This window comes from Streptomyces kronopolitis (genome assembly GCF_050953795.1).
GTDB classification, from domain to species: domain Bacteria; phylum Actinomycetota; class Actinomycetes; order Streptomycetales; family Streptomycetaceae; genus Streptomyces; species Streptomyces kronopolitis_A.
Genome location: NZ_CP191850.1, coordinates 5368083 through 5382265, shown reverse-complemented (window position 1 = coordinate 5382265; position 14183 = coordinate 5368083). Strand labels below are relative to the sequence as shown.

The 14183-nt window shown below is 74.7% G+C and carries 11 protein-coding genes; 4 read left to right on the top strand and 7 right to left on the bottom strand.

What is annotated here, in order from left to right:
• Window positions 1-154 precede the first annotated feature (154 nt).
• On the top strand, window positions 155-3184 hold the full coding sequence (locus ACQP17_RS23925; RefSeq protein ID WP_433858118.1) for a lysylphosphatidylglycerol synthase domain-containing protein: 3030 nt from the start codon (window positions 155-157) through the stop codon (window positions 3182-3184).
• A gap of 166 nt (window positions 3185-3350) precedes the next feature.
• Here the strand turns inward: ACQP17_RS23925 and moeZ are convergent, their stop codons facing one another.
• From moeZ to ACQP17_RS23890, 7 genes are all read right to left on the bottom strand, one after another.
• Window positions 3351-4529: an adenylyltransferase/sulfurtransferase MoeZ gene (gene moeZ, locus ACQP17_RS23920; RefSeq protein WP_433858117.1), complete on the bottom strand. Its 1179-nt coding sequence runs from the start codon at window positions 4527-4529 to the stop codon at window positions 3351-3353.
• 96 nt (window positions 4530-4625) lie between these two features.
• Window positions 4626-5438: a spherulation-specific family 4 protein gene (locus ACQP17_RS23915; protein ID WP_433858116.1), complete on the bottom strand. Its 813-nt coding sequence runs from the start codon at window positions 5436-5438 to the stop codon at window positions 4626-4628.
• Entirely contained in the window at window positions 5426-6382 is a 957-nt protein-coding gene (locus ACQP17_RS23910; RefSeq protein WP_189104227.1) for an NAD-dependent epimerase/dehydratase family protein, read from the bottom strand. Before ACQP17_RS23910 ends, ACQP17_RS23915 begins: the two co-directional genes overlap by 13 nt.
• A gap of 253 nt (window positions 6383-6635) precedes the next feature.
• On the bottom strand, window positions 6636-7829 hold the full coding sequence (locus tag ACQP17_RS23905; protein WP_433858115.1) for a hypothetical protein: 1194 nt from the start codon (window positions 7827-7829) through the stop codon (window positions 6636-6638).
• Between the two features lie 211 nt (window positions 7830-8040).
• Entirely contained in the window at window positions 8041-9942 is a 1902-nt protein-coding gene (locus ACQP17_RS23900; RefSeq protein ID WP_433858114.1) for a DUF3492 domain-containing protein, read from the bottom strand.
• A 195-nt stretch (window positions 9943-10137) separates the two neighbouring features.
• Window positions 10138-11577, bottom strand: a complete 1440-nt coding sequence (locus ACQP17_RS23895; protein WP_433858113.1) for a DUF3152 domain-containing protein — start codon at window positions 11575-11577, stop codon at window positions 10138-10140.
• An 8-nt stretch (window positions 11578-11585) separates the two neighbouring features.
• Window positions 11586-12611 carry an alpha/beta fold hydrolase gene (locus tag ACQP17_RS23890; protein ID WP_433858112.1) on the bottom strand — a complete coding sequence of 342 codons (1026 nt, stop codon included), beginning with the start codon at window positions 12609-12611 and terminating at the stop codon, window positions 11586-11588.
• A gap of 187 nt (window positions 12612-12798) precedes the next feature.
• On the opposite strand from ACQP17_RS23890, the gene ACQP17_RS23885 reads away from it, so the two are divergent.
• From ACQP17_RS23885 to ACQP17_RS23875, 3 genes are all read left to right on the top strand, one after another.
• On the top strand, window positions 12799-13017 hold the full coding sequence (locus ACQP17_RS23885; protein WP_433858111.1) for a hypothetical protein: 219 nt from the start codon (window positions 12799-12801) through the stop codon (window positions 13015-13017).
• A gap of 148 nt (window positions 13018-13165) precedes the next feature.
• On the top strand, window positions 13166-13807 hold the full coding sequence (locus ACQP17_RS23880) for a TetR/AcrR family transcriptional regulator (RefSeq protein WP_433858110.1): 642 nt from the start codon (window positions 13166-13168) through the stop codon (window positions 13805-13807).
• A 117-nt stretch (window positions 13808-13924) separates the two neighbouring features.
• A complete protein-coding gene (locus ACQP17_RS23875; protein ID WP_189104738.1) occupies window positions 13925-14152 on the top strand; it encodes a DUF3107 domain-containing protein in 228 nt (75 codons plus the stop codon).
• Window positions 14153-14183 lie beyond the last annotated feature (31 nt).

The window sequence follows — 14183 nt, the reverse complement described above, 5'->3', positions numbered from 1 at the left end:
AGCGGACACACGGTTGCGCACCGCCGGGCGGCTCTCCGGGACGGCGTCGCCGGCCCCGGTCGGCGGCGGCGGTTCCGCTTCCCGCGCCCCCGAAATGCACCCTGATGCCCTCCACCACCGGTCGGCCGTGCCACCATCTTCCGGACGGTGACTGGTGATACGAGATCAAGAAGAGACGGCCGGGCAGCAGGGCGCAGCGCCTCCACGGGAGGTGGGCGCCCCTGCGGCGCTGTCCGTCACCACCGCCGGCACCGCGCCCGGACCGGCCCCGGCGGCCGGGCTGCCGGAGCGGCAGCGGGCGGCACCACAGGGGAAGCACCAACGGAGGCCGGCCACGGTCTCCGCTACCGAAAAGGCGAGCACGATCGAGAAGGCCGAGAGACCAGGGGCGTCCGAGAGGCCACAGGGGCCCGAGGAGCCCGAGGAACCCGAGCGGCAGCAGCAGGAGGAGCAGGACGAGGACCGGCCGGACCGGGGCACGGACGACGGGGCCGGGCCCGGCAGCGGTGAGAAGGCGGCGCCGGGTGCGGCCCGGAGCAGGGCCCGCACGGGCGCGCACCGCTCCGACCTGACCGCGGACGAACACGGCGAATTCCACGTCGACCGGGTCTCCGGCGACGAGCCGCTGCTGCCCGCCCGGGTGCACCGGCCCTCCGACCTGCTGCGGCTGCTGCTCGGCATGGCCGGGATCGCGCTCGTCCTCGGGCTCACCACGTTCGCGCAGGGCACCACCCAGGGCCTGGAGAACGACATCGGCAGCGGCGCCAAGGCGGCGCCCCAGCTGCTGATCACCCTGGCGGGGCTGACGTCCAGCGTCGCAGTGCTGATCGTGCCGGTGGCGTTCGCCGTCGAGCGGCTGATCAAGCGGGACGGGCTGCGGATCGCGGACGGCGTGCTCGCCGCCGTCCTGGCCCACGGGGTGTCGCTGGCCACCGACCTGTGGGTGGCCGACGCCGCCCCCGCCTCCATCCGGGACGCGCTGACCCAGACCCTGGACAACGGGTCGCTGACCGCCCCGGTGCACAGCTATCTGGCGCCCGTGATCGCCTATATGACGGCGGTGGGCATGTACCGGCGGCCCCGCTGGCGGGTCGTGATGTGGTGCGTGCTGCTGCTGGACGCGTTCGCGGTGCTGGTCGGGCGGTACACCACCCCGTTCGCGATCATCACGACGGTGCTGATCGGCTGGACCGTCGCCTACGGCACCCTCTACGCCGTCGGCTCCCCCAATGTCCGCCCCACCGGCCAGAACCTCCTCGCGGGGCTGCGCCGGGTCGGCTTCCGTCCGGTCTCCGCGCTGCGGGCGGAGGACATCGGCCCGGACCACCCCGAGCACACCGACCGCGGCCGCCGCTATCTGGTGACGCGGGAGGACGGCCCGCCGATCGATGTCACCGTCGTCGACCGCGAGCAGCAGGCGCAGGGCTTCTTCTACCGGGTGTGGCGCCGACTGTCGCTGCGCGGCATCAATCAGCGCCGCAGCCTGCAGTCGCTGCGCCAGGCGCTGGAGCAGGAGGCGCTGCTGGCGTACGCCGCCATCGCGGCCGGCGCGAACGCCCCGAAGCTGATCGCGACCTCGGAGCTCGGCCCGGACGCGGTGATGCTGGTCTACGAGCACATCGACGGCCGCAGCTTCGACACGCTGGCCGACGAGGAGATCACCGACACGCTGATGCACAGCGCCTGGCGGCAGGTCGAGGCGCTGCAGTCGCGGCGGATCGCGCACCGGCGGCTGGTCGGTGACGCGCTGCTGGTGGATCGTTCCGGCAACATCGTCCTGACCGAGCTGCGCGGCGGTGAGATCGCGGCCGGTGACCTCGTGCTGCGGATGGACATCGCCCAGCTGCTGGCCACCTGCGGACTGCGGGTCGGGGCCGAGCGGGCGGTGGCCGCGGCCGTCGAGGTGCTCGGCCCGGACGCGGTCGCCGACAGCCTGCCGCTGCTGCAGCCGATCGCGCTCAGCCGCACCACCCGCGCCACACTGCGTCATCTGGCCCGCGAGCGCTCCCAGCGGGAGCGCGACGCGGTGCTGGCGGCGTCGCAGGCCGCCAAGGAGGCGCGGGAGGCGCGCGAGGCGGAGAGCGCCAAGGACCGCAAGACGCTGCGGGCCGAGCGGCACGCGGAGAAGAACGCCGAGAAGCGCGCCCTGGACGAGGCCTCGGAGGAGGCCCGCGAGGAGGACCTGCTCGCGCAGATCCGCCGGCAGGTGCTGCTGATCCGCCCGACGGCGGTGGTCCAGCCCGCGAAGCTGGAGCGGCTCAGCCCGCGCATCCTGATCAGCTGGATCGCCGGCGCCTTCGCGGTGTATCTGCTGCTGACCCAGCTCACCCACGTCAACCTCGGCGACGTGGTCAGCAAGGCCGGGTGGGTGTGGGTCCTGGTCGCGATGTTCTTCTCGGCGCTGACGTACATCGCGGCGGCGATGAGCCTGCTGGGGTTCGTCACCGAGCGGGTGTCGTTCGTCCGGACGGTCATCGCGCAGATCGCGGGCAACTTCGTGAAGCTGGTGGCGCCCGCGGCGATCGGCGGGGTGGCGCTCAACACCCGCTTCCTGCAGCGCGCCGGGGTCCGGCCCGGTCTGGCGGTGGCGAGTGTCGGCGCGTCCCAGCTGTTCGGGCTGGGCAGCCACATCCTGCTGCTGCTGGTCTTCGGCTATGTCACCGGCACCCAGGAGCAGGCCCCCTCGATCACGCCGTCCCGTACGGTCATCGCCGGGCTGCTGACCGTGGCCGTCCTGGTCCTGGTCGTCACGGCGGTGCCGGCGCTGCGCAAGTTCGTCTCGCGGCGGGTGCGCTCGCTGTTCGCGGGCGTCGTCCCGCGGATGCTGGACATCCTCCAGCGGCCCGGGAAGCTGGTCACCGGCATCGGCGGGATGCTGCTGCTGACGGCGGCGAACGTGATGTGCCTGGACGCCTCGATCCGGGCCTTCGGCGGCGGCGACAAGATCACCTACGCGGGGATCGCGGTCGCCTTCCTCGCCGGTAACGCGCTGGGCTCGGCCGCGCCGACGCCCGGCGGTGTGGGCGCCGTCGAAGGTGCGCTGATCACCGGGCTGACCCTGGCCGGGCTCCCGGCCGGCACGGCGCTGCCGGCGGTGCTGCTGTTCCGGCTGCTGGTCTTCTGGCTGCCGGTGCTGCCGGGCTGGCTGGCGTTCAACTATCTGACCCGCAAGGGCGAGATCTGAGCGGACCCGGCCGGTGCACACCGGGCCGCGCCGTGGGCCCTCGTCGGGGACCGGCGCCGGGGAGCCCCGATACGGGAGATGCCCGCCATGATCATGGCGGGCATCTCCCGTATCCGGCGGTCTCCGGCGGGCGGCGACACGCGTGCCGCGGCCGCCGGAGGCAGGCTCAGTAGATCGGCTTCTCCGGCTCGACCGTGTTGACCCAGCCGATGACGCCGCCGCCGACGTGCACGGCGTCGGCGAAGCCCGCGGACTTCAGCACGGCCAGCACCTCCGCCGAGCGGACGCCCGTCTTGCAGTGCAGGACGATCTTCCGGTCCTGCGGGAGGTCCTGGAGGGCGGTGCCCATGAGGAACTCGTTCTTCGGGATCAGCCGGGCGCCGGGGATCGAGACGATCTCGAACTCGTTCGGCTCGCGGACGTCGATGATCTCGATCTTCTCGTCGCCGTCGATCCACTCCTTGAGCTGGCGGGGAGTGATCGTCGAGCCGGCGGCCGCCTCCTGGGCCTCCTCGGAGACCACACCGCAGAACGCCTCGTAGTCGATCAGCTCGGTGACGGTGGGGTTGTCCCCGCAGATCGCGCAGTCGGGGTCCTTGCGGACCTTGACCTGGCGGTAGGTCATCTCCAGCGCGTCGTAGATCATCAGCCGGCCGAGGAGCGGTTCACCGATGCCGGCGAGCAGCTTGATGGCCTCGTTGACCTGGATGGAGCCGATGGAGGCGCACAGCACGCCCAGGACACCGCCCTCGGCGCAGGAGGGCACCATGCCGGGCGGCGGGGGCTCCGGGTACAGGCAGCGGTAGCAGGGGCCGTGCTCGCTCCAGAACACCGACGCCTGGCCGTCGAAACGGTAGATCGAACCCCAGACGTACGGCTTGTTCAGCAGCACGCAGGCGTCGTTGACCAGATAGCGGGTGGCGAAGTTGTCGGTGCCGTCCACGATCAGGTCGTACTGCGCGAACAGCTCCATGACGTTCGTGGAGTCCAGGCGCTCTTCGTGGAGGTTGACGGTGACGTACGGGTTGATGCCCAGCACCGTGTCCTTGGCGGAAGCCGCCTTGGAGCGGCCGATGTCCGCCTGGCTGTGGATGATCTGGCGCTGCAGGTTCGACTCGTCGACCTCGTCGAACTCCACGATGCCGAGCGTGCCGACGCCGGCCGCGGCCAGATACATCAGCGCGGGCGAGCCCAGGCCGCCGGCGCCCACGCACAGCACCTTGGCGTTCTTCAGCCGCTTCTGCCCGTCCATCCCGACATCGGGGATGATCAGGTGGCGGGAGTACCTGCGGACCTCATCGACGGTGAGCTCGGAAGCGGGCTCGACCAGGGGTGGCAGCGACACGGGAACTCCGTTGGTCGGTTCAGATGGGGTTCCCCCGCACGGGCCCAGCCGAGAGCGGGGGAGCTTGCTCTCCCGGTAACACTGCCACGCCCTTCTTCATTCCGAGACACCCGTTCCGATGCGCGAGACGAAATCGTCCCAGTAGCCGGGCAGTGACGCCCAGGCGTCGCCCGCGCCGCCCGCGGTCCCCGCGGCCCGGCGGTCGGTGAGGTAGACGGTGCCCGCACCCTGCCAGCGGGCGATCCGCAGCGCCTCGTCGAGATGGCTGCGCGGGACGCCGTGGACGAGGTGGCAGAACCGCTCCGGAGGGTAGTCGGCGGTCCACTCGGCCACCTGGGACCAGCGGTAGTCGTCCCAGGAGCCGGCGAAGGTGACGAGCTGGTCGGCGGACTCGGCGTAGCCGGGGTAGGGGTGGGCGCCGTGCCCGAAGACGAGGTGGCCGCCGCTCAGCGCCCGCAGGGTGGTGGCCAGGCGCCGGGTCGCGGGCAGCTGGGTCCGGTCGGTGGGACAGCGGTCCAGCCAGAAGCCGTCGGCCCGGTACCACTCCAGATAGCGGCGGGCGTCGGTGAGCAGCTCCCCGAAGGGGCGCGTACCGCGCCCCAGGTCGAGGTGGCCCAGTATCCGCACGCCCGTCTCACGGACCCGGGCCGCGGCCGGCAGGCAGTGCGGGTCGGGGCGGGCCCCGGGCCCGTTGGACACGTTGAGCACCGCCCAGTGCACCGCGCCCGCCCCCGGCACCGGGCCGTCGCCCTGCTGCGCGGGCGGCAGGAAGCCGGCCGCGCAGCGCGGGAGTTCGGCCCACTCGGTGGGGGCCAGCAGCGGATGGGCGAAGCCCGGTACGCCGATGCCGGCCCCCAGGGCCCCGGTCGGGGCGCGGCTGCCGCCTGCGGAGGTGGTCAGATGCGACATGCCGCCTCCATCCAGATGTCCGCGAGGGACTCCTCCAGCCCGATCCGGGGGCGCCAGCCGAGCCGGTCGCGGGCGGTGCGCACATCGGCCTGCTGCCAGGTGCCGCAGCCGTCCGGATACGGGTAGGTGGCGGGCGGCGAGCCGACCGGGTGCTCGGGGGACGGGCCGGGGATCACGAGCCGGGCGGGCGGGGAGTCGATCTCGTGGAGCGCGCCGCCGAAGCCGGCGACCCGGGCGAGCACGGACGCGGCCTCGCGCAGCCGCACGGCGCGGCCGGTCCCGATGTTGACGACGCCCTGCGCGGCGGACAGCGAGGCGGCGTGCACCGCGCGGGCCACGTCGCGCACGTCGACGAAGTCCCGCTGCACGCCGAGTCCGCCGAGCTTGAGTTCGCTGTCGCCGGACTGCATGGCGCGGCGCATCGCCTCGGCGAGCCGGCCCAGCGGCGATCCCGCCGGGGTGCCCGGGCCGACCGGCGAGAAGATCCGCAGCACGACCGCGTCGAGGTCGGAGCCCAGGACGAGTTCGGTGGCGGCGAGTTTGCTGACGCCGTACGGGCCGCCGGGGCGGGGCACCGCGTCCTCGGCGGTGGACGAGCCGGGCTGGGAGGGCCCGTACTCGGAGGCACAGCCGAGGTGGACCAGCCGGGCGCCGCAGCTGCTGCGGCGCAGCGACTCGCAGACGGTGGCGACCGCGACGGTGTTGTGGCGGGTCAGTTCGCGGGCGCCGCCGCGGGTGGCACCGGCGCAGTTGACGACGACTCCGGGGTGGACCGCGTCGAGGAAGCGGGTGAGCGCCCCGGGGCTGCCGGAGGCCAGGTCGAAGCGGACGTCGGCGTCGTCACCGCGGCCCAGGGCGGTGAGCTGGACGGCCGGGTCGGCGAGCAGCCGGTCGGCGACATAGCGGCCCAGGTAGCCGTTGGCGCCGATGAGCAGGACCCTCATCGTGCAACCCCCCGGTCCGCGCGGCGTGTGGTCGGCTGGACGTTCATGTGTCGTGCTCCTAAGACGGGTCGAGTCAAGTGCGTCGTCGGCCGCGGGGCCGGGGCCCGCCGGGGTGACGGGTTCCCCGTGGGGGGTGGGGTCCGCGGCGCGGGGGCCGGCGCGGCCGTTTCGGGGTGCCGTGCCGGGAGGGGTGTGTGGTGGGGAGGTCCGGGCGGGGGTGCGGGGCGGCGGGGGCCGGTGGTCGTCCGGTGGGTCACGGCCGGTGTCCCTCCGCCGGTCCGGCGGGGGCGGGCGAGTGCGCGCAGGCCCCGGTGAGCGCCCGCAGGCCGTAGCCGAGCAGGCCGAGGGCGGCGGCGGTGCATGCCAGGGCGGGCACCGCGGCGGTGCCGGCGGCCGTGGTGAGCGCCTCGACGGGGGCGTCGAGCGGCGGCACGCCGGGGAGCCGGGCGATCAGTACCAGGGTCAGGGCGAGGTACTCCACTGCGGCGGCCGAGGCCAGGCCGGCCGAGGCCGCCTCCGGGAAGCCGTGCACGGTCAGCAGCCGGGCCAGGAAGAGCAGCACGCCCAGGGCCGCCGCCGCGACCGGCACCGCCGGGCCCGCCGCGCCGAACGCCGCGTCCGCGCCGAGGAGCAGGCCCGCCAGGGCGGCCAGGAAGAGCAGGGTGGCGGCCGGCAGCAACGGCCGGACCCGGGCGGCGAGTTCCTCCAGGCCGCGGCTGGTGGCCAGGCGGTGCCGGGCGCGCCGGGCGTACCAGTGGGCGCAGCCGGCCGCGGGGGCCAGGGCGCAGCTCAGTGCGACGGCGGGGGCGACGGCGGCCCGGGGTGCGGTGTGCGGCAGGTCGGGGCCGCCGGTCAGCAGCTGGGCCAGCAGCCAGTCGCCCCAGACCGCGTATCCGGCCGTCCAGCAGACCCACAGGACGGTGGTGCGCGGTCCGCCGCCCTGGCGCCGCCGCAGTGGCCCGGAGCGCAGGGCGAGCCGGACGGCGAGCGCGAGCAGGACCGTGCCCGCGGCGCCGACGGCCCCGCGGACGGCGGGAGGTGCCGGATCCGCCGCGGCCAGGGCGGCGACGGTCGCGACGCAGACGGCGCCGGGCAGCAGCTGGAGCGCCGCGCGCACGCCGCGGGAGCGCCGGGCGGGGGCGGGCGGGCGGCCGTCCGCTGCGGTGGTGTCCCGGTCGGCGCGCGGCACCCGGGCGTAGAGCTCCTCGGCCAGGGAGAAGACGTCACGGTGCCGGAAGCGTGCGGCCGTGCGGTCGGTGACGCCGTGCGCCTCCAGTCCGGCGGCGATCTCCAGCGCGTCGACGGCGCGGGCGCACAGCTCCTGGTGGCGGTGCATCAGGGACCGGACGGGGTCGGCGGGGCCGCGGCGCGGCGGCGCGGGCCGCTCGGCGGGCCGGTCCCCGGGCGGTGCGACGGCGTGGGGGACGGCGCCCTCGGGGGTGCTCATGTCCGGGGCCCCCGATCCCGGCTCCGCGCGGGGCAGCCATGACCGGGGCCGGGGCCGGGGTGCCGCCGGGGCGGACGTCCGCGGCCGTCCGGGGAGGGGTGCCGGACGGGTACCGGGCTGCCCGGGCGGGCGCCGCGCTCCCGCTGCGCCCTGGCGGTCACCAGCGCCGCACCCATCGCGCACAGCGCGCACAGCACATCGAGCACACCCGTCACCATTGCCCGCTCCCTCGCGTCGGCCGGGGCTGTCCGGTGACGGGGTCGTCCCGTCTCACCGGCTGTCTCATTCCTCGGGCGGTGGCCCCTCCCCCGCCGCAGCCGGCGGCCGCCACCGGCGCCGCGGCGGGGCGCTCCCCGTCGGGCACCGCCCAGCTCGGCGTGCGGCCGGCCGGCGCGGCCGCGCGGGCGGCGGCGCCGGTCACCGCCCAGCGGCCCGGGACATGGGACTCGGCGGGGCGGGCGAAGGGCTGCGGGAGGCCGCGGGCGTCGCGGGCGCGCCCGGCGGCGGGACGGGCCGGGGCGTGCGAGATCAGCTCCAGGTAGATGCCACGAAATGCCGCGACGTTCTGCTCGACGGTGAACAGCTCCAGCGCCCTGGCCCGCGCGGCCGCGCCCAGCCTGGCCCTGCGGTCCGGGTCGACGAGCAGCGCCCCGCAGGCCTCGGCGAGGGCCCGGGGGTTGCGCGGCGGGACCACCAGCCCGGTGCCGCCGATGACTTCGCAGACCGCGCCGACCTCCGTCGACACCGTGGCGCGGCCGCAGAACATCGCCTCCACCAGGGAGCGCGGAAAGCCCTCGACGACGCTGGAGAGCACCACGACCGCGCCGCAGGCGTAGGCGTCCTGGAGGGTCGGCACCTCGGGGCTGCCGATCTCCTCGAAGGTGACCGGGTTCTCGCCGACGGTGCGGGCGTCGGCGGCCTCGTCGGGGAAGAGCTGGGCGGCCAGCGCCCGGCAGTGCGCGAGGTAGTTGGGTGCCTGCGGGTCGCGGCCGGGCCCGCCGATGATGCGCAGGGTGGCCCGCGGTTCGCTCCGGCGGATCCCGGCGAAGGCGTGCAGCAGCGCGACGAGGTCCTTGGCGGGCTCGACGGCGCCGACCCACACCAGCGTCTTGGAGTCGTCGGCCGGGGCGTCCGCGACGGCGCCGAAGGGGCCTGCGTCCATGCCCGGGTAGACCGTGCGCAGCCGGGCCCGGTCGGCGCCGCAGCGCTCCTGCCAGCGCCGGGCGTGGGTGTTGCCGGGGGTGATCAGCGCGGCGCGGGCGTAGACCTCGGCGGCCAGGGCGCCCTGGAAGGCGGCCAGCAGCGCGCGCACCGGGGCGCTCAGCGGCGACGCGGCGCCCGCGAGGTAGTGCTCGCGCAGCCGGACGCCGTACTCGGTGACCAGCAGCGGGGTGCCGAAGAAGTGGCCGGCCAGCAGTCCGGGGAGGGCGGCCGCGCCGGCGGAGGTGGCGTGGCACAGGTCCACCGCGCCGAGCCCGGGTGAGCGCCGGTCGCCGTACCAGTCGAGGGACAGCGGCCGCAGGGCGCGTTCGAGCCGGGTGGTGACCGCGAGCAGGTCCTTGACCTGGGCGCCGTGGGCGGCGGGCAGGGCGCGGGGGTCGTGGCAGGCGGCCTCCAGGAGGCGTACGGCCTCCTCGGAGCGCAGCAGGGCGGGCAGTCCGCCGTGGTCCGCGGCGAGTTCGGCGAGCCCGTAGAGGCTGGTGGCGAAACGGTCCGCCTTGCTGGTCACCGACGGATCGGGAGCCTCGCCGCCCCCGGCCGGCGCGGCCGCGGCCGGCTCTGTGCCGGGGGGCGTGGTGGCGAAGGCGGCCACCAGGTCACCGAAGTGCCCGGCGAAGCGGCGCCGTTCGCGGCGGCCCGGGCCGCGGCCCCGGCGCCGTTCGGCGGCCCGGCGGTGTCCGGCGGGGAAATCGCCCCACAGCGGCGCGCTGCGCACCAGCCGTACGTGTCCGGGGAGCCCCTCCGGGTGCCGCGCCTCCTGGCGGGCGTCGGTGTGCAGGGCGTAGACCTCGAAGTCGTGACCGGTGAGTCCGCGCACGAGCCGGTCGCACCATGTGTGCGACTCGCCCTGCGCATACGGATAACCACCCTCGGTGAGCAATCCAATTCGCACGAGCGCACCCCCGTCCTCCCATATCGGCGCCCTGGTGTCCCAGCGGCACGGCCGCCACCTGCAGGAAGAAGCTATGCAGAACGGCGGGTGGCGCGATGGACGGTTGTCCATCGCGCCACCGGAAGGGGTGAAACCACGTAACTTTCCGCCCGCGAGGGCGTTTCGACGCGCTATGCGGTCCCCGGCTCCGCCGGGTCAGTGCTGGGCGGGGAACGGCCAGGGGTTGGGGCGGCAGGTCACGCCGTCCGTCGTCAGGAACTTGGTCTGCTGCATCATCACGGGGGCCGGGGCGCCCTGCCGGGGGCAGGCCTCGTGGTTGTGCCCGAGGCGGTGGCCGACCTCGTGGTTGATGAGCATCTGACGGTAGGTCAGCATCTTGTCGTGGCCGTAGGTCCGGGAACCCTGCGCCCACCGATAGGCGTTGATCATGACACGGTCGGTCGCCGCCGAGTCGCAGGAGACGTTCTCCTCGCGGGTGTCCAGACCGGACTTGGCGCACCAGGCCGAGGTGGTCCCCGGGCTCGCCAGCGTGATCACGAAGTCCGCGTGGCCGGAGGAGACCCGCTCGAAGGTCATCTTCCCGCCGTGCGCCCAGCTCCGGTCGTCGTTCAGGGTCTTGTGCACCGCCTCGGCGAAGAGCGCGCCGTCCAGCGGCAGCCCCTGCTCGATGTCCACGCGGTAGCGCAGCAGCTTGCCGTGCCCGGGGGCCTTGGCGGCGCCGGGGACCGGGGTGAACTTCCCGCCGGCGGTCAGATCCGCGGCCAGCGGGAAGGCCTTCGCCATCTGTGCGTCGTAGCCGACGTGCTTGGCGTCCTGGGTGACGCGGGCACGGGAGCGGGAGGCCTCGTCGCCGGTGTCGTCGCCGCGGTCGGGCCCGCTGCGCGGCTGCGGACCGGCGCCGGCCTTGTGCTGCTGGGCGACCTGTCCGGCGATGACCACGGCGAGCACGGTGGTCACGGCCGCGGCCGCGGCGCCTGTGAACGTCCGGCCCTTGCCGCCCTTACGGACACCGTGCCGGGACTCCTCCGGCTCGCCCTCGCCGCCCGGCTCCCCGTCGTGGGGGCCGTGCGGACCGGAGCCGTCCGTGCCGTCCTCGTCCCGCTCCGGTGCCCGCTCGGCCGCCTCCCGCTCGAAGACCACCGACCGTCCGGTGAACCGGCCGCCGCCGGGCATCCCGCCCGGGCCGGAGCCCTGGCCGCCGGCCGTCGGGCCCGTCGGGCGCGGCGCGCCGGCCCGGAACACGTCGTCGTCGGGGTCGGCGACCGCGCCGGGGGCGTCCGGGAAGGAGCGGGCGTCGAAGGCCTCCACGTAGTCGCGCCGCGGTCCCGGGCCGTCCCCCGGCGCGGTCGTCGACGGCCCGGGCCGCTCCGTGCGCGGCCGGGGAATCCTCGGGGTGCCCTGTGCGGTCCCCGGCGCGGACGGCGCCGGACCGGGGAGCGCGCCCCAGCCGCCGCCCGGCTCGTGCTGTTCGGGGTGGCCGCCGCGCACCGGGTCGCCCTGGAGCGACTCGCGCCGGCGGCGTCCGGGGCCGGGTACGGAGGAGTCGCCCCCCGTGGGGCTCTTGCCGGGCGGACCGGCCGTCGGTGCGCTGTCCGCAGCGGTCTCGGGCCGGGCTCGGCGGCTATGACGTCCCACGCGGCGTGTCAGCTCCTGCCCGCAACTGCGGTCGCTTCGGTTTCTTCACTGTCCAGCAGGTCGCGCACGGCGCGCGCCACCGCCTCCGGGTACTCCATCATCGCCACATGCCCCGCCTCCGGAAGCGTCAGCATCCGCGATCCGCGGAACGCCGCGGCCGCCCGCCGCGCCATCCGGAAGGACACCAGACGGTCGCGACCACCGTAGACGAGAAGCGTGGGGGCGAGTACGCGCTCCGCCTGACGCCACAAATTATGCTGCCCGCCCAGCGTGTAGGCGTTCACCAGCCCGCGGGCCGAGCGCTCCATCACCTCCCAGAAATAGGGGAGTTCCAGGCGCCGGGCGTATTCGTCGGCCGCGGAGTTGAACCCTTCGGGGCTGACCCGGCCGGGGTCGCCGTAACACAGCGCCAGCACCTCGCGGGTGCGGCGCTCGGGCGTCCAGTCATGGGTGAGCCGGCTGAACAGACGGGCGATGCCGGGGACCGCGAGCAGCGCGGTGGGCACCGCCGTGCGCTGCGGCCGCAGTTCGGGCAGTGCCGGGGAGACCAGCGTCAGGGTGCGCACGAGATCGGGGCGCACCGCCGCCACCCGGGTCGCGGCCGCGCCGCCCATGGAGTTGCCGAGGAGGTGGGCGGGGCCGCGCCCGGCCGCGTCGAGGTGGCGGATGAGGGCGCGGGCCTGCGCGGAGACGGAGTAGTTGCCGTCGTCCGGCGGCGGCGACAGTCCGAAGCCGGGCAGGTCGATCGCCTCGCCGTCGAGCCGGTCGGCGAGCAGCGGCATCAGGTCCGACCAGTTCTGCGAGGACCCGCCGAGGCCGTGGACGTAGAGGGCGGGCTCGCGCGGGCGGGTGGCGCCGTCGTCCGCCGCGCCCGGGGCGGCGCGCTCCGCGGGGTGTCCGTCCGGGGCGCGCAGGGCCAGCGTCAGACCGGGCAGGGTCACGGTGCGCACCGTCTCCGCCCCGCGCCGGCCGGCGCCGGCCGGGGGTACCGGGAGGGCGGCGGTCGCGGTGTCCGGCGACTCGGTCGAAGACATGCGTCGATGTTACGAGACGATCACGCCCCCGATCGTGTGTCCGCAGTCACACACCGCATCGCGCTGCCGCGGCCACTCTCCTACGCTCGTAGGCGAGGGCAGCCGCCCCGGCCCCTGCTTTCATGCCAGACGTCAGCCGACGGAAACGAGCACGCGGCAGCAGCGCGCTCGCGGAAAGGGAGCCACCATGCGCGTCGACCCGACAGATCCGGAGACCTTCGTGGACGAGAGCGACGCCACCGGCCTCGACGACGAAGCACCGGAGGCGGACGCGGCCGAGCAGTACGCCGACCTCACACCGGGGCGCGACGAACCGCTGACCGGCCCCGGCCCGGACGAGGCGAACGAGGCGGACCGTGCCGAACAGGCCCGGGTCGTGGAGCTCAACGAAGACGAATACCGATGACCTGGGACGTTATGTCGGCTTCCGGTGCGGGGGTCGGGCAGAAAAAACCGACCGGGACCGCGCACAGCCGGGTTACCCAAAAGTACGATGGCGGGCGCGGTGCACCACCTTGTACGGACCGCGTACGAACCAATCTCTGGGAGGCAGCGTGAGCGCCATCGAGCAGACCGAGGCGACGCGCCCGCGGGGCACACGCCTGCCACGTCGAGCCCGGCGCAACCAGCTTCTGGGCGCCGCCCAGGAAGTCTTCGTCGCGCAGGGCTACCACGCGGCCGCGATGGATGACATCGCCGAGCGGGCGGGCGTCAGCAAGCCCGTCCTCTACCAGCACTTCCCGGGCAAGCTCGACCTCTACCTCGCCCTGCTGGACCAGCACTGCGAGGCGCTGCTGCACTCCGTGCGTTCGGCGCTGGCGTCGACGACCGACAACAAGCAGCGGGTCGCGGCGACGATGGACGCCTACTTCGCGTACGTGGAGGACCCGGGCGGCGCCTTCCGGCTGGTGTTCGAGTCGGACCTCACCAACGAGCCGGCGGTCCGCGAGCGGGTCGACAAGGTCTCCCTGGAGTGCGCCGAGGCCATAAGCGCGGTGATCGCCGAGGACACCGGGCTGTCGCGGGACGAGTCGATGCTGCTCGCGGTGGGTCTGGGCGGCGTCTCGCAGGTGGTGGCGCGCTACTGGCTGTCGTCGCAGAGCAAGGTTCCGCGCGACACCGCGGTGGGGCTGCTGACCTCGCTCGCCTGGAAGGGCATCGCCGGCTTCCCGCTCCACGGCAGCGACGCGCACTGACCCTGTTCGCTGCGGGCGTGCTCCATGGCGCCCTGCGGTTCCCCGTACCGGGCTAATGTGTGCTGCGTACGGCGCGGATGGCCGCGCACCCAAGTGACCGTCGGAGGGACAAAAGCCGTGGAGGTCAAGATCGGCGTGCAGCACGCGCCCCGCGAGATCATTCTGGAGAGCGGGCAGTCTGCCGAAGAGGTGGAGAGCGCGGTGTCCGAGGCGCTGAGCGGCACGTCTCAGTTGCTGACCCTGGTGGACGACCACGGTCGCAAGGTGCTGGTCCCGGCGGACCGGCTGGCCTATGTGGAGCTCGGCGAGCCGACCGCCCGCAAGGTCGGTTTCGGCACGCTCTGAAGCAGCACGTGCCGAAGGCGTCAGCCGGAGG